We start from the raw sequence: 20,325 nt of genomic DNA, 5'->3' as shown, positions 1-20,325 counted from the left end.
AAACCGCTACAACTCATTGTTACAGAATCTGAAAATCGGTGAGCTCGAACATGGCAACTCAGTTCAAATATATCGTCGTCGGTGCTGGCATGATGGGGGCTGCTGCGGCGCGTCATCTGGCTGGAAGCTGTGATGATATTGCGCTGATCGGGCCGGGTGAGCCCGCCGATATCAAGAGCCATACTGGCGTTTTCGCCAGCCATTACGATGCGGCGCGAATCACACGGACGATCGACAGCAATGCGGATTGGGCGCGACTGGCCAACCGTTCCATTGCCCGATATGGCGAGATCGAGCGTGAGAGTGGTGTCGCGTTTTACGGCGAGGTCGGTTGCCTGATCGTCGGCAAGGCACGTGGCACGGGGTTCTCCTATATCGAGAATGTCTGCACGGCAGCAGACACACTCGGCGTTGCAACTGAAGTGTTGGACGACGAAGCATTAGCAAAACGCTTTCCCTATTTCTCCTTCGAGCGCAGTTGTGAGGGTGTGTTGGAGGCGAGCAACGCTGGTTACGTCAATCCACGCGAACTCGTGCGGGCGCAGATTGTTTCGGCTGAAAAGCGTGGCGTGACGCGGATCGATGACATCGCTGTCAGCGTACGGGACGAAAATGGCGTAGCGATCGTGACGACTGCATCAGGTCAGGTCTACGAGGCGGAGAAGGTTCTGGTTGCTGCGGGCGGATTTTCCATTGCGGAGGGACTATTGCCGCAAGCACTTCAGATGAAGGTTTATGCCAGAACCGTTGCCTTTTTCGAGGTGCCCGATGAGGAACGCAAACTTTACTCGGGTATGCCTTCACTCATCTACGAACCCGCTGACCCACGCAAACATATCTATCTGTTGCCGCCCGTGCGTTATCCCGATGGCAGGTTCTACCTGAAAATCGGAGGGGAACCGGTCGATGTTCCGCTGCATACGGATCAGGATATTCGCGACTGGTTCCGATCCGGCGGGAACGCGAAGGTCCGCGACGATTTCGTCGAGATCATTGATAGTCTGATCCCGTCGATTGATACGTCGCGTGTGTCCATGGCTGCCTGTGTGACATCCTACACACCGACTGGATTTCCGGCCATTGGTTTTACGGCCTCGCCAAGCATTGCCGTTTTGACGGGTGGATGCGGTGCTGCTGCCAAAAGCTCCGATGAAATCGGGCGGTTGGGGGCGCGGCTCCTGTCCGAAGGCGCTCTTGCCGATGATGGTTACGCAGCTGATTTTACGCCGATTTTCTCTGACTAATCACCCTTCCACCGATTTTCTGTTGGCTTTCATGACTGAACCCGTCTAAGGAGCCCCTGCCAGTTGGCCGGGCAGCCGCGCTTTATCAATGTCGAAAGACGGTAGGGTGAGGAAAGTCCGGGCTCCACGAAAACACGGTGCCGGATAACGTCCGGCGGGGGCGACCCTAGGGAAAGTGCCGCAGAGAGTAGACCGCCACCTTTCGGGTGGTAAGGGTGAAAGGGTGGGGTAAGAGCCCACCGCGCCGCTGGTAACAGGGGTGGCATGGTAAACCCCACCGGGAGCAAGACCGAATAGGGATGACGTGGGGTCCGCGCAAGCGGACCTACAGCCGGTTTTTGGGCGAGTCATCCGGGTGGGTTGCGAGAGGCGGCGTGCAAATGTCGTCCCAGATGAATGGCTGCCACGTTCCGGGTCAAACCGGGGCCATACAGAACCCGGCTTACAGGCCAACTGGCAAATTCCTTTTTATTACAGGTTCTTACGCCGCGCGAAAGCGCAGGGCGCGTAAGTATATGTTATTGCTAATTAAATAAGATTTCAGGGGCGAATTTTTATTGTCGCGGCACAAGTGCTTGAATGAACACGGTAAACCATTCGTTAAACTTAACGGGATATGAATATGCGATCCGAAGCCGGTATCCCGCTGGCTTCTCCCATTGACGCCCAAAGTGTCCCATGGTATCCCAAATGCACACCACAAGGGGTCGTGTTTTTGACCCGCAATCTCTGAAACGGAGAGGCCTGCAAGGGTCCGATGGGCTTCATGTCCTGCCGGTCAGCGATTTGTCGTGCGTAAAGGTGTTGCCTGTTGATGCGGCTATCTGCTCCGCATCGGGTGGTTTTGGCGAGTTTTGCGATGGGTCGCTTTTTATCGAACGTGACGAACAGGATCGACGCCAAGGGGCGCGTCTCGGTTCCGTCAATGTTTCGTTCGGTGCTGATGGAGCGCGGCATTCAGGAGCTTTATTGTCTCCAGGATTTCGCATTTCCGGCCATCAGCGTGGGCGGTCCGGACTTGCTGGAGCGATACGAACGGCAGATCGCGTCCATGGATGCTTTCTCGCCGGAAGCGAACGCAATGTCGCTGCTGGTTCACGGCGGCGGCGTTTTCATGAAGCTCGATGCGGAAGGGCGGTTGATGGTAACGGATTTCATTCGGGAATTCGCCAGCATCACGACCGAGGTTACCTTTGTGGGTCGGGCGGATCATTTTCAGTTGTGGCAACCCGACGCGTTTTACGAGGCGCAGAAGGCTGCAAGAACGGGGCGCGGTTTTACGGCTGCTCGCCCCGTATAGGACGGGGAAACGGAATGGCGGCGAATTCTGGCGAACACTATTCTGAAGCCAGCGGCGGACCGGTTCGCCACATTCCGGTTCTTCTCCACGAAGTTCTCAAGGCGCTGGAGCCAGCGCCCGGAAAAGTCATTATGGACGGCACCTTCGGTGCTGGCGGCTATACCCAGGCCATTCTCGATCAGGGCGCGCATGTCGTCGCACTCGACCGTGATCCCAACGCCATTGCCGACGGGCAAGCCATGGTTGGCGCCAGCGGCGGTCGCCTTTCGCTGATCCAGTCTCAGTTTTCCAATCTCGCAGCACATGCGCCAGCCGAAGGGCTTGATGGCATCGTGCTGGATATCGGTGTTTCCTCCATGCAGATCGATGAGGCCGAACGGGGTTTCTCATTCCAGAGAAACGGCCCGCTCGACATGCGTATGTCGTCCTCGGGCGTTTCGGCGGCAGATGTCGTCAACCGCTGCAAGGTCGGCGATCTCATCCGCATCTTCGGTTTTCTGGGCGAGGAAAAGCAATCGGGCCGCATTGCTCGCGCCATCGAAAAGAAGCGTGCAGACGAGCCATTTCGTACCACGCGTGATCTGGCTGGGCTGATCGAAATCGTCACCCCACGCAAGGCCAAGGACAAGATCCACCCCGCAACGCGGGTTTTTCAGGCACTGCGTGTGTTCGTCAATGATGAGCTCGGTGAATTGGCGCAGGCTCTGTTTGCTGCCGAACGGGCTTTGAAGCCCGGCGGTCGGTTGGTCGTGGTCACGTTCCATTCGCTGGAAGACCGTATCGTCAAGAAGTATTTCGCTGATCGTTCTGACCGTGCAGCAGGCTCGCGCCACATGCCTATGCTGGCGGCCAAATCAGCAATTTTCGATGCCCTGGGCAAGCCGATGATAGCGGCCAGTGACGAAGAGGCGGATATCAATCCGCGGGCCCGATCTGCGAAGCTGCGCGCTGGCGTCCGCACGACAGCGCCCGTGCGACCAGCCGATATATCGATTTTCGAGCTTCCCAATCTCACAAGCCTCGAAAAGATGGGAGGCTGATATGCTGCGTACTCTCGATTTCATTCTTATGGGTGTGATGGTGTCTGCTGCTGTCGTGACCTACACGATCAAGCATCAGGCCGATGTGAAGTTGGAATCCGTGCGAAAGCTGGAGACGGAAATCAAGCTGGAGAAGGACACCATCGATCTTCTGCGTGCCGACTGGGCGCTGCTGACGCAGCCGAATCGTCTGCACCGTCTGGTCAATGCCTATCAGGACGATCTCGCTCTCGCACCGACACAGCCGACACAGCTTTCGCAGCCGAAAGAATTGCCGATGCTGCGTTCGCAACTGCCGCAGCCACCGGAGCCGCAGGGCATGAGCGTAGAGGATGTGATTGCCGCTGCTATGAATGGTTCCAAGCCGGGCGCGATGCTGGGTGGTGCAAAGCCCAAATCCAAACCTGCGGGACAGATTGTGGCGACTGGTGGCGTCCCCGCACCGCAACCGCGCGCGCGCGCCCCGCGCGCCGCGCAGCCTATGCCAGCGGTGCGTGCTGAGTCGGGTGACGAGGCTGGCGACATGGATGAAACGATAACTGGATCGGTGGACTGATGTCTTTTCTGTCTCGCGTCATGGTTCTGAAAAGCAGGGCTCATTTTTCCGCAAGCACCACTGGTTTTGCCGACCATGCTGCCTTCGAGGGTGCGCGCAAGCGACGCGCCACGCAGGCCAAGACCCGCGTTGGTTTGCTGGTTGTCGGTTTCGTCGTTTTCTATGGCGTCGTCGGTGGACGCCTCATTCAATACGGCATGACCCAGCCGGAAACCGTTTCCAGCATTGCCCCCGCAGATCGGCTGATGGCCTCGCGTCCAGACCTTCTGGACCGCAACGGTGAAGTGCTGGCGACCGACATTCGGACCGTCTCGTTGTTTGCAGAGCCGCACCGCATTGTCGATGTCGATGAAGCTGTCGAAAAACTGCAGACCGTTCTGCCTGATCTTGATACGCGCGGCACGTATCAGAAACTGAAATCCGAATCACGCTTCCAATGGCTGCGACGCCAATTGACGCCAAAACAGCAGAGTCAGATTCTGGCGCTTGGCATTCCCGGTATTGGTTTCCGTCCTGAGAAGCGTCGTTTTTATCCCGGCGGGCACACCGCCGCGCACGTTGTCGGTCACGTCAATATCGACAACCGCGGCGTTGCCGGTATGGAGCGTTATCTCGACAGCCAGGGTCTCGCTGACCTGACGGCGTTGGGCATGACATCCGACCAGCCTTTGGAACCGGTCAAGCTTTCGATCGATCTGCGTGTGCAGGCCATCGTGCGTGAAGTGGTTGCCGACGCCATCAAGAAGTTTCAGGCTATTGGGGCTGGTGCTGTCGTCATCAATGTTCACACTGGCGAAATTCTCGCCATGGCATCGCTACCGGACTATGATCCAAACAACCCGGCCGAAGGTGCCAAAGAGGGCTGGCTGAACCGTATGTCGAACGGCACGTTCGAGATGGGGTCGACCTTCAAGTCCTTCACCATCGCCATGGGTCTGGATTCTGGCAAGGTGCACATCAATGATACGTTCGATGCACGTGCGCCGATCCGCATCGGTGGCTTCACCATCAAGGACTTCCACGGCAAGGGCCGCATCCTGTCCGTGCCCGAAATCTTCCAGTATTCGTCCAATATCGGTACTGCAAAGATTGCCGATACGGTTGGCATCGAGGGTCACAAGGAGTTTCTGACGCGGCTTGGTCTTTTGACCAAGATGCAGACGGAACTGCCGGAAATCGCCATGCCATCGCAGCCGCGCGTTTGGAAGAAGATCAACTCGGTGACCATTTCCTTCGGTCACGGTGTATCAACGACACCTTTGCAGACGGCGATTGCCGGTGCAGCACTGGTGAATGGCGGCAAGCTGATCGAGCCAACTTTTCTGCCGCGCACAGTGGCGCAGGCCGATCAGGTTGCCAAGCAGGTCTTGCAGCCGGGCGCGAGCAAGGACATGCGCTTCCTGTTCGAATGGAACGGCGTCAACGGGTCTGGCCGTAATGCGCGTGTCGAAGGCTTCAATGTGGGCGGCAAGACCGGCACGGCGGACAAGGTCGTCAATGGTCGCTACGTTCACGACAAGAACTTCAACGCCTTCCTCTCTGCTTTCCCGATGGACAAGCCGGAATATGTGGTTCTGTCCTTCATCGACGAACCGAAGACAGACAAGGGCAACGGTGCTGCACTGGCCGGTACGTCTGCCGCACCGATGGTGCACGACATCATCTCGCGCTCGGCTGCTATTCTCGGCGTCAAACCGAAGTTCGGCAAGGACGGTTCGGCCTTGCTGGTGTCTTATTGATTGGTACAGCTTATGACGAACCGGCGAATCGCGCCGGGGGGACAAGACGGGCACATCGATGAATTTGCGAGATCTCTCTGGGACCGAGTTCCCGGAACTGACTGAATTGCTGCGGACAGATGCCGGATCGCTGGATATCACCGGGATTACGGCTGATAGCCGCAAGGCACAGCCGGGTTCGCTGTTCGTGGCGGTTGCCGGGACCAAGGCGGATGGTGGTACTTATGTGCAGGACGCGGTGGCAAAGGGCGCTATCGCCGTCGTTTCCAGCAATGCCATCCATGCCGATGTGCCAGTTCTCGTTGTCTCCGACCCGCGCCTTTATCTCTCCCTTTCCGCTGCCCGCTTCTTTGGCAAGCAGCCTGAGACGATGATCGCGGTAACCGGCACGGCTGGCAAAACCTCGGTCGCTTCTTTCATCCGCCAGATCTGGACTTTTGCGGGTCATGCTGCGGCACAGATCGGCACGACGGGTGTGATTGCGCCGGGCCGCGAAGAATATGGTTCGCTGACGACTCCGGATCCGGTTTCCCTGCATGCACTCCTGGCAGACCTCGCTTCCGAAGGTGTGACTCATGCGGCGATGGAAGCGTCTAGCCACGGCCTCGACCAGCGCCGTCTCGATGGCGTGAAGCTGAAGGCTGCCGGATTTACCAATCTCGGTCGTGACCATATGGATTATCATCCGACGATTGAAGACTATATGGCCGCCAAGATGCGGCTGTTCGATACGTTGTTACCGAAGGGTTCGGCTGCCGTCATCTTCTCTGACGACGCATGGTCGGAAAGCGCTGTAAAAGCTGCAACGGATGCGGGTCATGATGTGCGCACCGTCGGTCGCAAGGGTGATTATCTGACCCTGAAGCGCGTCGAGCATTTCCGCCACAAGCAGATGATCGAGGTGCATCACCAGGGCAAGATTTACGAAGTCGATATTCCGCTGGCCGGCGATTTTCAGGTGGCCAATGCGCTGGTGGCCGCAGGACTTGCAATCTCCACCGGCGTTGAGCCGTCTGTCGCACTGAAGGCGCTTGAAAAGCTGGTGGGTGCCGCCGGTCGCCTCGAACTGATCGGCCAGACGAAGAACGGTGCGTTGGCTTATGTGGATTATGCTCATAAGCCAGACGCCCTGGAAAATGTGCTGACATCGGTGCGGCCGTTCACATCCGGTCGCATTATTACCGTGTTCGGTTGCGGTGGAGACCGAGACAAGGGCAAGCGGCCGATCATGGGCGAGGTCGCGACCCGGCTTTCCGACATCGTCATCGTCACGGACGATAATCCGCGCTCTGAAGAGCCGCAGACCATCCGCGCCGAAATCATGGCGGCGGCATCCGGTGCGCTTGAAATTGCAGATAGGGCTGAGGCTATCAGCCATGCCGTTTCGTTGCTGGGCAGTGGAGATACGTTGATCGTCGCGGGCAAGGGGCATGAGGAAGGTCAGATTGTCGGCGGCGTGACGCTGCCGTTTTCGGACCATGAACAGGTGCGAACTGCGCTGGAAGGACTAAAGATTTGAACTGGTTATGGACAGTCCCGGATATGGTCGCCGTCATGGCAGGCCGTCCGGTCGGCAACCTGCCGCAAGGCATTACGGGCATTTCCATCGATAGCCGTTCGGTGCAGGAGGGCGAAGCCTTCTTCGCCATCAAGGGCGACCGGGTGGATGGCCACGATTATGCAAGCTTTGCCGTTGCCAACGGCGCCGGCCTTCTCGTGGTCTCGGAATCCAAACTTCCCGCGCTGGGCCGACTGACCGTTCCGATGATCGTCGTGGAAGACGTTCTGGCTGCGCTGGTCAAGCTGGGTGTTGCAGCACGCGAGCGGACATCGGCGCGTATCGTTGCCGTCACCGGTTCCGTCGGCAAGACGACGACCAAGGAAATGCTGCGGCAGGTTCTGGCCCCATCGGGCCGGGTCCATGCGGCGGTTTCTTCCTTCAATAATCATTGGGGGGTGCCGCTGACGCTGACCCGAATGCCTGCCGATACCGAATTCGGTATTTTCGAAGTGGGTATGAACCATGCTGGCGAGATCAGTCCGCTGGTGAAGCAGGTCAAGCCGCACTTGGCTATCATCACCACCATTGCTGCGGCGCATCTGGGTAATTTCAACAGTCTGGAAGAAATTGCTGCCGCCAAGGCCGAGATTTTTGATGGCGTTCTGCCCGGCGGTGCCGTCATCCTCAACCGTGACAATGCGCAGTTCGAGCAACTGGAACGGGCGGCATTCGACGCTGGCATCGAGCACGTACTGACGTTTGGCCAGCACGCCAAGGCTGATTTCCGTCTGGCCGATTTCGAAAGCACGCCAAACGGTTCCACCATCTGGGCCATCATCAACGGCGAGACCAGCGAACTGCACATCGGCGCGGCGGGTCGCCATATTGCCGAAAACGCAATGGCTGCCATTGGTACGGTTGCCGTCCTGGGCGCGGATATCGACAAGGCGTTTTCAGCACTTGGCACATTGGAGGCGGTGAAGGGCAGGGGCCAACGCCACCGCCTTTCTGTCGGCGACGGCTCGTTCCTGTTGATCGATGAGAGCTATAACGCCAACCCGGCCTCCATGCGTGCCGCCATCGCCCTTCTGGCTGCGGCCGAGGTGAAAGGGGATGGACGACGCGTCGCCGTTTTGGGCGATATGCTGGAAATGGGTGAGTTTGCAACCGAGGTGCACGAGGAACTATCAGGCCCACTTTTGTCGGCCGGTATCGAGCACGTCTGGCTTGCGGGTGAGTCGATGGCTGCGTTGCGTGACGCGTTGCCTGAAAGCGTCAATGTCGCATGGTTCCCCACCACTACCGAATTGAATGAATTCGTTCTGAAATGGGTCCAGCCGGGCGATGTGGTGATGATAAAATCGTCACTAGGCATCGGTTTCGGCAAGATCGTAACGGCTCTTCTTGACAAGTATCCAGCGTTCCCCGAGACGGAACGCCAAATCTAGAGCACCGACGACCCAAGTATCGAAAGCTGTCTTGGGTTATCCTGTTCTGAAACAAAAACGTGGAGCAGCGCGGGCACATTTCATCTGTCCGCCGCTCCAAGCGGCCTTTTGAAAGGGCAAACATGCTGATCTGGCTCGTTGAACTGTCGGACCACGTTCAAATCTTCAACCTGTTCCGGTACATCACGTTCCGGGCCGGTGCGGCTTTGTTTACCTCTGCCCTCATCGTCTTTCTGTTTGGCCCTGCTATCATCAATTCCCTGCGCATCCGGCAGGGCAAGGGACAGCCGATTCGCGCCGATGGGCCGCAGACTCATTTCAAGAAGGCTGGAACGCCCACCATGGGCGGTTTGATGATCCTTGCAGGCATTCTCGGCGGTTCGCTTCTGTGGGGCGATCTGTCCAACGTCTACGTCGTCTCGGTTTTGATGGTAACGCTCGGTTTCGGAGCCATCGGTTTTTACGATGACTATCTCAAAGTTACCAAGCAGAGCGACAAGGGCTTTTCCGGTAAGGCTCGTCTCGGCATCGAATTTCTGATTGCTGCTATCGCTGTATTCTTCATGATGGAAGTGGCACTTGCCACCGCTCCGCATGGCGGGACGCTTGGAAGCTCGATTGCTTTTCCTTTCTTCAAGGAATTTGTTGTCGATATCGGCTATTTCTTCGTGCTGTTCGGTGCTTTCGTCATCGTTGGTGCAGGCAATGCGGTCAACCTGACGGATGGTCTCGACGGTCTTGCCATCGTGCCTGTGATGATTGCCGCTGCGACCTTCGGCGTTATTTCGTATCTCGTTGGCAACGCGATTTTCGCCAACTATCTCCAGATAAATTTTGTACCTGGGACGGGCGAGCTTGCCGTCATCGTTGGTGCGGTCATAGGCGGTGGGCTTGGTTTCCTCTGGTTCAATGCGCCGCCCGCCGCTATCTTCATGGGTGATACGGGATCGCTGGCGTTGGGCGGACTGATCGGCTCCATCGCCGTTGCCGTCAAGCATGAGATCGTCATGATCATCGTCGGTGGCCTGTTCGTCATGGAAACGCTTTCGGTCATCATTCAGGTGTTCTGGTTCAAGCGTACCGGCAGGCGTGTGTTCCTGATGGCACCGATCCACCACCATTTCGAAAAGAAGGGCTGGACGGAAAGCCAGGTCGTTATCCGCTTCTGGATTATCTCCGTCGGTCTTGCGATGCTCGGCCTTGCTACGTTGAAGCTGAGATAATCGAATGATCCCTGTCACCTCATTTGCCGGACAACGTGTTGCCCTTTTCGGTCTGGGTGGCTCTGGGCTCGTCACCGCGCGCGCGCTGGTGGCGGGAGGTGCCGAGGTCACGGCATTCGATGACAATCCCGACAGTGTTGCCAGGGCGCAGAGCGAAGGTATCCATACCGCTGATCTTCGTAGCCTCGACTGGTCGAAGCTTGCTGCGTTCGTTCTGGCGCCCGGCGTGCCGCTCACGCATCCCAAGCCGCATTGGTCGGTCGATCTGGCTCGTGCCGCTGGGGTGGAGGTGATCGGCGACATCGAACTCTTCGTGCGCGAACGCCGTGCGCATGCGCCGGACTGCCCGTTCATCGCCATCACCGGCACCAATGGCAAGTCCACGACGACGGCTTTGATCGCTCACATTCTGACAGAATCTGGCCGTGACACGCAATTGGGTGGCAATATCGGCACGGCGATCCTCAGCCTCGATCCGCCGAGGGCGCAGCGTTTCTACGTGGTCGAGTGCTCATCTTACCAGATCGATCTGGCGCCGACGCTGAACCCGACCGCTGGCATATTGCTGAACCTGACGCCAGACCATCTCGACCGCCATGGCACGATGCAGCATTATGCCGACATCAAGGAGCGATTGGTCGCCGGCAGCGATACGGCGGTTGTTGGGGTCGATGACAGTCACTGCACGCTGATTGCCGATCGCATCGAACGGGCTGGTGTCACGGTAGCGCGCATTTCAAAACGCAGTGTTGTCGCCAACGGTCTGTATGCCGAGGGCAGTCGCATCATCAAGGCGGAAGGCGGCACGTCTTCGCTGCTGGTTGATCTTGATGGTATCTCGACGCTGCGCGGTAGCCACAATGCCCAGAACGCGGCAGCAGCGATCGCCGCTTGCCTTGCGGTTGGCGTTTCCGTGGATGAGGTGAAGGCGGGGCTCAAATCCTTCCCCGGTCTCAAGCACCGCATGCAGCCTGTTGGCGTTCGCGACAACGTGACCTTCGTCAATGACAGCAAGGCGACCAATGCGGATGCGGCGGCACCTGCCTTGTCCAGCTATGACCGTATCTACTGGATTGCAGGCGGTCTGCCGAAAGCGGGCGGTATCAGCAGCCTTTCACCCCTGTTCTCTCGCGTTGCGAAGGCATATCTTATCGGCGAAGCAGCTGCGGAATTTGCTGCGACCTTGGGTGAAAGCGTCCTGTATGAAATCGCTGGTACTCTCGACAAGGCGGTCGAGCATGCAGCAGCAGATGCGCAGGCGGATGGTCGCGATGGCAATGTCGTGATGTTATCACCGGCTTGCGCAAGCTTCGATCAGTACAAGAATTTTGAAACTCGTGGTGATTCGTTCGTCTCGCATGTCGCAGCACTGGATGGTGTGACAATGCTGGTTGGTTTGAAAAAGGGAGCCTGAAGAAATGGTAAGCCGTATAGACCGGGGACCGGTCGCGGAATGGTTCTGGACCATCGACCGTTTCTTTCTGACGGCGTTCATCGCGCTGATGGGCATCGGACTGATGCTGTCTTTCGCGGCATCGCCTGCCGTGGCCGAGCGTATCGGCCTCAACAGCTTCTTCTTCGTGGAGCGTCAGGCCATGTTCATGGTGCCATCGGTGGCGATCATGCTTGGCCTGTCTTTCCTCTCGCCCCGCCAGGTGCGACGTGTCGCCGTCATCATGCTCATTGTAGCGCTATTGATGATGATCTTTGCACTGTTCTTCGGTATTGAAGTGAAGGGCGCGCGGCGCTGGATTTCCGTCGGCTCTTTTTCCATTCAGCCATCTGAGTTTATGAAGCCAGCCTTCGTTATCGTCTGCGCCTGGCTGTTTGCCGAACGTGCGCGGCATCCTGAAATTCCGGGCAATCTGTTCGCCATCATCACCTTCGGAATCGTGGCCGCATTGCTGATTGCGCAGCCCGACTTTGGCCAGACCATTTTGACGTCTGTCGTATGGGGCGGCATGTTCTTCATGGCCGGTATTCCTTGGTTCTGGATCATCATGCTGGGCGGTCTGGGCGTTGGCGGCATCGTCACCGCTTATCTGATGCTGCCGCACGTGGCAGGTCGTATCGACCGGTTCTGGACGGGCGAGGGCGACACATTTCAGGTGGATACGGCACGCGAAGCCATCATTCGTGGCAACTGGTTCGGCCAGGGTCCGGGCGAAGGCATCGTCAAGCGCATCATTCCCGACAGCCACACCGACTTCATCTTCTCCGTTGCGGCGGAAGAGTTCGGCATTCTGTTCTGCATGCTGCTGGTCGCGATCTTCGCCTTCATCGTGTTGCGGGGCCTGAGCCACGCTTTCAAGGAAAAGGACGATTTCGTCCGCTTCGCTGTCGCTGGTCTCGTGCTGCAGATCGGTATGCAGTCGATGATCAATATCGGCGTTAATCTGGAACTGATGCCTGCCAAGGGCATGACGCTGCCACTGATTTCCTATGGCGGTTCTTCCATGATGGCGATTTGCGTCACGGCCGGTTTCCTGCTGGCGCTAACCCGCCATCGCCCTGAGAAACGTGCGCAGGAGCGCAGTTTCTTCCGGGTCAATGCAGGCCTTCCTGCGGAGTAAAAATATGAGCAAAGGCATCGTTCTGCTTGCCGCCGGGGGAACCGGCGGCCATGTGTTTCCGGCAGAGGCGCTGGCATACGAGTTGAAGGCACGCGGTTATGCCGTGCATCTGGTGACCGACAGCCGCGCGGAACGTTATGCGGGCACATTTCCGGCGGACGAAATCCACGTCGTGCCCTCTGCTACCATCGGCTCGAAAAATCCGGTCGCCGTTGCCAAAGCCTTGCTGAAACTGTGGACTGGCCTTCGCGCCGCCCGCCGTCTCGTCACAAAGCTGAAGCCGGTAGCCGTGGTGGGTTTCGGCGGTTATCCGACCGTGCCGCCGCTTTTGGCCTCCACAGGCCTTGGCGTGCCGTCGTTGATCCATGAGCAGAATGCTGTCATGGGCCGCGCCAACAAGGCGCTTGCGAAACGTGTGAAAGCGATCGCTGGCGGTTTTCTGCCTGAGACCCAAGGGGACTATGCCGAAAAGACGGTGGCGACAGGAAATCCGGTTCGCCCCGCAGTTCTGGCTGCTGCCGAGATCGCCTACACGCCTTCCAATGCGGGCGAGCCTTTCCAGCTTGTCGTCTTTGGCGGAAGCCAGGGCGCACAGTTCTTTTCCGGCGCGGTTCCGGCTGCGATCTGCCTCATGCCCAACGAGATGCGTGCCCGTATTTCCGTGACACAGCAGGCGCGGCCTGAAGACAAGGAAAGCGTGATCGCATCCTACAAGAAGCTTGGTGTCAACGCGGATGTCTCGCCCTTCTTCGGCGACATGGCAGAGCGGATTGCTGGTTCCGATCTCGTTATCAGCCGGTCCGGAGCCTCGACCGTTTCCGAACTCTCGGTCATCGGGCGTCCGTCGGTACTCGTTCCCTATCCGCATGCACTCGATCACGATCAGGCCGCCAACGCCGCGGCGCTTTCTGCGGCCGGTGGTGCCAGCGTCATCAAGCAATCCGATCTGTCCCCGCAAAAGCTTTCATCGCTGCTCAGCGATGCCATGAACGACCCTGTTCGTCTTGCGCAAACGGCGGCGGCTGCGAAAGCGACCGGCAAGCCGGATGCCGCCCAGCGTCTTGCCGACCTCGTGGAGGCGATTGCTAACGGGCAATCCGTTCAACAGTTTAAATTAAAGAATAAAGAAGGAGTGCATCCATGAAGATGCCGAAAGCCATAGGTCTTGTCCATTTCATCGGAATTGGCGGGATTGGCATGAGCGGCATTGCCGAGGTGCTTCACAATCTCGGCCATCGCGTTCAGGGCTCCGATCAGGCAGACAGCGCCAATGTGCAGCGTCTGCGCGAGAAGGGCATCGACGTTTTCATCGGCCACACGGCGGAAAGCCTTGGCGATGCGGAGGTCGTGGTCGTTTCGACTGCCATCAAGAAGAACAACCCCGAACTGATCGCAGCGCGTGAAAAGCACTTGCCCATCGTTCGCCGTGCCGAAATGCTGGCCGAACTGATGCGCTTCCGCAATGCCATCGCCATCGGCGGCACACATGGCAAGACGACGACGACATCCATGGTGGCCACACTGCTGGAAGCCGGTAATCTCGACCCGACCGTCATCAATGGCGGCATCATCAACGCTTACGGAACCAATGCGCGCATGGGTGAGGGCGAATGGATGGTGGTGGAGGCCGACGAATCCGACGGCACTTTCCTGAAGCTGCCCGCCGATGTGGCCGTCATCACGAATATCGACCCTGAGCATCTGGACCATTACGGCAATTTCGATGCGGTGCGCGCGGCCTTCCGCCAGTTCGTGGAAAATGTGCCATTCTACGGTTTCGGCGTGCTTTGCATCGACCATCCCGAAGTGCAGACGCTCGTCGGCAAGATCGAAGACCGCAAGGTCATCACTTACGGCGAAAACCCACAGGCCGACGTGCGCTTTTCCAATGTCCGCATCGATGGGACCAAGTCGATTTTTGACGTGGAAATCCGTCGTCGTCGGACGGGTAAGATCTTCACATTTACTGATCTGGTGCTGCCTATGCCCGGTCGCCACAACGTGTCAAATGCGACGGCGGCGATTGCCGTTGCCAATCGCCTTGGCATTTCGGTCGAAGACATCAAGAAGGGGCTTGCGTCTTTCGGTGGCGTCAAGCGCCGCTTCACGCTGACGGGCGAATCCAACGGCGTGCAGGTGTTCGATGATTACGGCCACCACCCGGTCGAGATCAAGGCGGTGCTGAAGGCTGCCCGTGAGGCTTGCAGCGGCCGGATCATTGCCGTGCACCAGCCTCACCGTTACTCGCGTCTTTCCAGCCTGTTTGAAGATTTTGCACATTGTTTCAACGACGCGGACACAATTCTTCTTGCTCCGGTCTATGCGGCAGGCGAAGATGCAATCGAGGGTGTGAACTCCGAGACGCTTGTTTCAGCCACCAGGGCTGCTGGCCATCGCGATGCTCGCCATCTCTCCTCCCGCGACGATCTGGCCAAGACTGTCGCAGCGATCGCGAAACCGGGTGATTTCGTGGTTCTTCTGGGGGCTGGCAACATCACGCAATGGGCGGCGGCGCTGCCCTCGGAATTGGATAGCATTTCAGGAAAGTCTGCATGAGACAGGTGGATGGGGTAAAGTTGCTGGGAAGACTCGGCGACGGAGTGAATGAACTCAGAGGACGTTTGACGCCGGATAGTCCGATGGACCGCGTGACGTGGTTCAGGGCAGGTGGTCTGGCGGAACTGATGTTTCAGCCCCATGATACGGACGATCTCATCACGTTCCTGAAGCTTCTGCCGGAAGACGTTCCGCTGACGGTTGTCGGTGTCGGGTCGAACCTTCTGGTGCGCGATGGCGGCATTCCAGGCGTCGTTGTGCGCCTCTCCGCAAAGGGCTTCGGCCAGGTGGAACTTGCGGGCGAAAACCGCATCAAGGCCGGTGCGATCTGCCCGGACAAGCATATCGCCGCCATGGCGATGGATAACGGCATCGGCGGTTTCCATTTCTATTACGGCATTCCCGGTTCCATCGGCGGTGCCCTGCGTATGAACGCCGGTGCCAATGGTGGCGAAACACGCGACCGCGTGGTGGAAGTCTATGCTGTTGACCGCAAGGGCAACAGCCATGTGCTTTCCAATACCGACATGGGCTACAGCTATCGTCATTCGGAAGCGTCGAAGGATCTGATCTTCACTGGCGCGCTGTTTGAGGGGCATCCCGAAGACCGCGCGAAAATCCGTGCGGACATGGATGCGGTTCGTCTTCACCGTGAAACGGTTCAGCCGATCCGTGAGCAGACAGGTGGTTCGACGTTCAAGAATCCCGAGGGACATTCAGCCTGGAGCCTCATCGATGAGGCAGGCGGCCGCGGGATGGTCATCGGCGGTGCACAGATGTCGTCGCTGCACTGCAATTTCATGATCAACACTGGGCACGCAACAGGTTACGATCTGGAGTATCTGGGCGAAGCGGTGCGCAAGCGTGTGTTCGAACATGCGGGCATCCGTCTGGAATGGGAAATCAAACGGCTCGGGCTTTTCATGCCGGGCCGTGAGGTGGAGCCGTTTTTCGGCGCGTGATCATGTCAGCGCGCGTGTTTGACGCTTAGCGCCAATATCTCTTAAGACAATAAAAAGCCCGCGAAGCCAATGACTTCGCGGGCTTTTCTGTGTGTTTGATTCCGGATCAGGTGTTTTTCTTGCACAAAAAATTGATTTTCATGGAACTGCACTCTTGCAAAAATACAATCATAAGATGCATTAAAAATAAATACGACTTTAAGTAATTTCATTATTTAAATCAATTTATATTTGGATTTTCTTATGAGCTCATATTTCATCGAATATTGGCAAGCGCACAGTGCTGGCCTCGCACAAGCGTTCTTTGTCTTCTCATGCTGGTTCACGTTTTTCAGTGGCGTCTTGGCCCTCGTCACGACAACGGATGTCTATCGGGTGCGATGGGCATCGCGCTACGACGTTCTTCAGGTTCACGGCATTGCTATCGCGGCTGCGGCGATGTCGTCTCTCTCGGTATCGGTTGGCGGTCTTGTGCCGGCAGTGTCGGTTGTGGTGATCATTTCGCTGTTCCTGGCGGTGTTCCTACGCCGTCTGAGCGCGGCAGGGCTATCCTTCGTGATCGCTGGACCGCTATCGAGCATATCGGGTTCGGTCTGGGCGTACGAATGGCTGAACACCAACGGCTATCCCTCGCTGGTGGTTCTGGCAATCGTCTCGCTTGGTGTGATATCCATCTTCCGAATTGCTTTCGTAATCTACATCCAGCTCGGCACATTCGGTCTTCTTGTACGCAAACAGTGGGCACAGCCTATCGCGCCGCACCGGTCCTGCCAGACCCAGCGGCGCGTTTCCATCCATGTGCCCGTTCATGCCGAGCCATCTCAGATCGTCATCGAGACCCTGAAGAGCATAGCGAGATTGGATTACGACAATTTCGAGGTTTTGGTCTGCGACAACAACACGGTCGATCCGTCGCTGTGGAAACCGGTCGAGGCCTATTGTGAAACGCTTAACAACGCGATCGGCCAAAAGCGGTTTCGTTTCTTTCATGTCGAAGGTTTGACGGGCGCAAAGGCAGGGGCTCTCAACCTATGCCTCGATCTGACGGATCCGAGCGCAGAACTGATTGCGCTGGTGGACTCGGATTATCTCTGCGAGCCTGGATTTCTTTCAAATCTCGTGCCGTTTTTCGACGACCCGCGCTTCGGCTTCGTGCAAACCTCGCATGATTATCGTGGCAACGCGGTAAACGTCTTCAACCGCGCCTGTTACTGGGAATATATGGTTCCGAACCGTCTCGAATATGCCGGTGCGAGCGAAATGCAGGCATCCTTCACGATCGGAACAATGTGTATATTCCGCAAGACCGCCATTGAAGAGGCGGGGCGATGGGCAGAATGGTGCCAGACGGAGGATTCCGAGATTGCCATCAGAATCCGGGCGGCAGGCTATGAGGGTATATTTCTGCCCTATACCTATGGCCGCGGCCTAATGCCGGACAATTTTGCAGACTGGAAAAAGCAGCGTTTCCGCTGGACATATGGGCCTGTGCAACAGTTCCGTCGCCATTGGAGACTTCTTTTGCCAGTGTGGCTTGGCGGCTCGCCAAACCTCAAGGCATGGGGGAAATGCTATGAGGTCATTCGCTCTTTGGTGGCTTTGATAATACCTTTTGGACTTGTTGGAAATGTCGTCTTTGCCGCCGCTTATCCCTTCCTTGTCTGGCAAGGCATATTGCCAAGTGTTCAGCTACCGTCTCAGGCCATTTTTTTCATGGGCCTTATCCTCGCAAATGGTGTCCTCCGGTCCGTTGCCGAATACCGGATATGCGGCTGCCACAAACTCAGCAACATGCTGGCTGCGGAACTTGCGGCACTTGCATTGAGATTTGTGTGGAGCTCTGCGTCCGTCTATGCGGCTGTCGGGCAGAAAATCGAATGGCGCAGAACGCCCAAATTTTCGTCACGTCAAACGGCGTGGTCAGCGCTGAGTGGTGCTTCCACGGAACTTGCGTTGGCGATGTCGCTATTGCCTGTTGTCGGGCTGATCTTATACGTTGGACAGTTCATCCAATGGAGCGATATCGCAATCTCGATTGGCGCATTGATTTACCCTCTGCTCACCTTTGCAGCCGCTCCGATCATGGCGTTGCTTGCTCTTGGACGCGGCTCGGAAAAGGCTGATCATTTTCGTGATAAGCGATACCTTCCTATCCCTCCGGCGACGGCCAGGCCAATCTTGCGTCTGACCCCGACCGAAAGAGTACCAGTCATCGATGTGCTTGGTGAGGCATAGGGGTGAGGTGCGTTCACACACTTCGCTGGGTTGCCTGCAATTTTGTTGGTGTTGGCGGCGTCGATAATGCCGCCAACACCGCTGGATCAGACTTCGTCTTTGCGCGACAGCAAGATGCAGCCGAGCGTTACAACGGCTGCGAAGCAAAGGTAGTAGCCGACATAGGCCATGCCGTATGTCACCTGCAGTGACGTGGCGATGTAAGGCGCAAGCGATGCGCCGAAGATGCCGGCCATGTTGAAGGTGATGGACGAACCCGTGTAGCGTACCGTCGTCGGGAAGGGGGCTGCGAGCGCCGTGCCGATCAGGCCGTAGGTCATACCCATCAGCGCCATTGCGAGAGCCGCAAAGACGAAGATCGAACCTTCACCACCGGTCATCAGGCCAGGAAGAAGGAAGGAAAAGGCCCCGATCAGGACCGTGGTGACAATCAGCACTTCGCGACGACCGAAGCGTTCGGCGAGCTTTCCCGCGATTGGGATGAAGATACCGAAAACGACCGAGCTCACGAGCTGCACTTCCAGTGCATCAAGAAACGGGATCTTCAGAACCTTGACGTTGTAGGATAGCAGGTATGCGGTGCCGATGTAGAACAGCACGAAGGTTGCCAGCGCCACGAACGTGCCGAGCAACAGGCTGCGCTTGTGATGGCGGAAGAGTTCGGCCACGGGAACGGCAACACGCTCTTCCTTGTCGATAGCCTTCTGGAAGGCAGGGGTTTCCGTGATCGACAGGCGAACCCAGAGGCCGACTGCGATCAGGATGATGGAGGCGACGAAAGGAATGCGCCAGCCCCAGCTGAGCAGCTGTTCTTGCGACATGACGTGTAGCAAAATCCAGAAGACGCCGGACGATAGGAACAGGCCGAGTGGAGCGCCGAGCTGCGGGAACATGCCGTACCAGCTACGCTTGCCGGGAGGCGCGTTTTCCGTTGCCAGAAGAACCGCACCACCCCATTCTCCACCGAGACCGAAGCCCTGACCGAAGCGGCATAGCGCAAGCAGCAAAGGCGCCAGAACACCAGCGGTTTCGTAAGACGGCAGGAGGCCGATGATGACGGTGGACACACCCATGGTCAAAAGGGCTGCCACCAGCGTAGTCTTGCGGCCAACGCGATCGCCATAGTGACCAAAGACGACGGCACCGAGCGGGCGGGCGAAGAAGGCGATGGAGAAGGTTGCGAAGGACGCGAGCAAAGCTGTCATCGGGTCGTTGTTGGGAAAGAACAACGCCGGAAACACGAGCACAGCTGCGGTCGCATAAACGTAAAAGTCGAAGAATTCGATGGTCGTGCCGACCACGCTGGCAGTGAGAACTCGTGCAGGCGAATTTGTCTTTACATCGTTCGGCGTGTCAGCTGTCGGCGATACCTTGAATATCGCGTCAGACATGAGATTTTTTTCCATTGTTAAGTAACACTTATGACCCTTTACCGGGGTGAGGCTGCGTTAACGTAATTTTCGATCTTTTGAAACGGTTAAAACGCAATATTCCCGAAAAATTGGACGAATAATCGGTGTTAGAGCAACGTTCTGAGTTGTGTTTAAAGTGGTTCGGCCGCTTTTGGGGCTAATGAAAAATCTAGATGCTTGGCTAGAATGTGACCGTTTACGCCATAGCTCGCGGACCATTCGATTTTAAAGAGTGAGTCCGTCCTCCTGATATTCATCACCAAAATGATCGCGGGCATCATATCTAGGTCGGTCACGTTGACGGTCTGGATGCCACCCAGATTGAGGGTTACCTCCGCATGCTTTGCGGAAATTAGGAAGCCGTTGTCATCGACCTCGTCAGTGATGACCGACGTGCTGATCCGCATCAATCCGGTGCGGTCCCCTCTCATCACAATTTCTTGCAAGAGCGCATCGTGAAACTGATGTGTTCCGCCGAACCAGTCCAGCATCTCCTGGCCGCCCGCTAAGCTTTGCCATGTCGAATGTTCTGTCAT

The 20,325-nt window shown here is 57.3% G+C and carries 16 protein-coding genes and 1 other RNA gene; 15 read left to right on the top strand and 2 right to left on the bottom strand.

The features are described from left to right. Positions 1-50 precede the first annotated feature (50 nt). The 15 genes from RMR21_RS09840 (at position 51) to RMR21_RS09770 (ending at position 18,377) form a co-directional block, all read left to right on the top strand. Positions 51-1,244, top strand: coding sequence for an NAD(P)/FAD-dependent oxidoreductase (locus RMR21_RS09840; protein WP_498667821.1), 1,194 nt, complete (start codon positions 51-53; stop codon positions 1,242-1,244). Between the two features lie 59 nt (positions 1,245-1,303). Beyond that, positions 1,304-1,705, top strand: an RNA gene (gene rnpB, locus RMR21_RS09835) — RNase P RNA component class A. A gap of 398 nt (positions 1,706-2,103) precedes the next feature. Beyond that, a complete protein-coding gene (gene mraZ / locus RMR21_RS09830; protein ID WP_498667820.1) occupies positions 2,104-2,544 on the top strand; it encodes a division/cell wall cluster transcriptional repressor MraZ in 441 nt (146 codons plus the stop codon). A 14-nt stretch (positions 2,545-2,558) separates the two neighbouring features. Then, on the top strand, positions 2,559-3,584 hold the full coding sequence (gene rsmH / locus RMR21_RS09825; RefSeq protein ID WP_498667819.1) for a 16S rRNA (cytosine(1402)-N(4))-methyltransferase RsmH: 1,026 nt from the start codon (positions 2,559-2,561) through the stop codon (positions 3,582-3,584). A gap of 1 nt (position 3,585) precedes the next feature. Beyond that, on the top strand, positions 3,586-4,140 hold the full coding sequence (gene ftsL, locus RMR21_RS09820) for a cell division protein FtsL (RefSeq protein ID WP_498667818.1): 555 nt from the start codon (positions 3,586-3,588) through the stop codon (positions 4,138-4,140). Then, on the top strand, positions 4,140-5,879 hold the full coding sequence (locus RMR21_RS09815; protein WP_498667817.1) for a peptidoglycan D,D-transpeptidase FtsI family protein: 1,740 nt from the start codon (positions 4,140-4,142) through the stop codon (positions 5,877-5,879). Before ftsL ends, RMR21_RS09815 begins: the two co-directional genes overlap by 1 nt. A gap of 58 nt (positions 5,880-5,937) precedes the next feature. Next, on the top strand, positions 5,938-7,398 hold the full coding sequence (locus RMR21_RS09810; protein ID WP_498667816.1) for a UDP-N-acetylmuramoyl-L-alanyl-D-glutamate--2,6-diaminopimelate ligase: 1,461 nt from the start codon (positions 5,938-5,940) through the stop codon (positions 7,396-7,398). Further along, entirely contained in the window at positions 7,395-8,828 is a 1,434-nt protein-coding gene (locus tag RMR21_RS09805; protein WP_498667815.1) for a UDP-N-acetylmuramoylalanyl-D-glutamyl-2,6-diaminopimelate--D-alanyl-D-alanine ligase, read from the top strand. Before RMR21_RS09810 ends, RMR21_RS09805 begins: the two co-directional genes overlap by 4 nt. A 122-nt stretch (positions 8,829-8,950) precedes the next feature. After that, positions 8,951-10,051 carry a phospho-N-acetylmuramoyl-pentapeptide-transferase gene (gene mraY / locus RMR21_RS09800; protein WP_174153523.1) on the top strand — a complete coding sequence of 367 codons (1,101 nt, stop codon included), beginning with the start codon at positions 8,951-8,953 and terminating at the stop codon, positions 10,049-10,051. Positions 10,052-10,055: 4 nt separating this feature from the next. Further along, positions 10,056-11,465, top strand: a complete 1,410-nt coding sequence (murD, locus tag RMR21_RS09795; protein WP_498667814.1) for a UDP-N-acetylmuramoyl-L-alanine--D-glutamate ligase — start codon at positions 10,056-10,058, stop codon at positions 11,463-11,465. Between the two features lie 4 nt (positions 11,466-11,469). Next, positions 11,470-12,624, top strand: coding sequence for a putative lipid II flippase FtsW (gene ftsW, locus RMR21_RS09790; RefSeq protein ID WP_498667813.1), 1,155 nt, complete (start codon positions 11,470-11,472; stop codon positions 12,622-12,624). Between the two features lie 4 nt (positions 12,625-12,628). After that, the gene (gene murG / locus RMR21_RS09785) at positions 12,629-13,768 is read left to right on the top strand and encodes an undecaprenyldiphospho-muramoylpentapeptide beta-N-acetylglucosaminyltransferase (RefSeq protein ID WP_498667812.1); all 1,140 of its coding nucleotides are present in this window, start codon (positions 12,629-12,631) and stop codon (positions 13,766-13,768) included. Then, positions 13,765-15,180 carry a UDP-N-acetylmuramate--L-alanine ligase gene (gene murC, locus RMR21_RS09780; protein WP_498667811.1) on the top strand — a complete coding sequence of 472 codons (1,416 nt, stop codon included), beginning with the start codon at positions 13,765-13,767 and terminating at the stop codon, positions 15,178-15,180. The genes murG and murC overlap by 4 nt, the downstream gene beginning before the upstream one ends. Further along, a complete protein-coding gene (gene murB, locus RMR21_RS09775) occupies positions 15,177-16,142 on the top strand; it encodes a UDP-N-acetylmuramate dehydrogenase (protein WP_498667810.1) in 966 nt (321 codons plus the stop codon). Before murC ends, murB begins: the two co-directional genes overlap by 4 nt. Before the next feature lie 243 nt (positions 16,143-16,385). Then, positions 16,386-18,377: a glycosyltransferase family 2 protein gene (locus tag RMR21_RS09770; RefSeq protein ID WP_498667809.1), complete on the top strand. Its 1,992-nt coding sequence runs from the start codon at positions 16,386-16,388 to the stop codon at positions 18,375-18,377. 86 nt (positions 18,378-18,463) lie between these two features. Here the strand turns inward: RMR21_RS09770 and RMR21_RS09765 are convergent, their stop codons facing one another. After that, a complete protein-coding gene (locus RMR21_RS09765) occupies positions 18,464-19,768 on the bottom strand; it encodes an MFS transporter (protein ID WP_498667808.1) in 1,305 nt (434 codons plus the stop codon). 152 nt (positions 19,769-19,920) lie between these two features. Continuing rightward, entirely contained in the window at positions 19,921-20,325 is a 405-nt protein-coding gene (locus tag RMR21_RS09760; RefSeq protein ID WP_498667806.1) for a hypothetical protein, read from the bottom strand.

Origin of the sequence: Agrobacterium sp. rho-8.1 (genome assembly GCF_033957725.1) — a bacterium.
Taxonomy (GTDB): Bacteria; Pseudomonadota; Alphaproteobacteria; order Rhizobiales; family Rhizobiaceae; genus Agrobacterium.
This window is presented reverse-complemented; position numbering and strand designations above follow the sequence as displayed.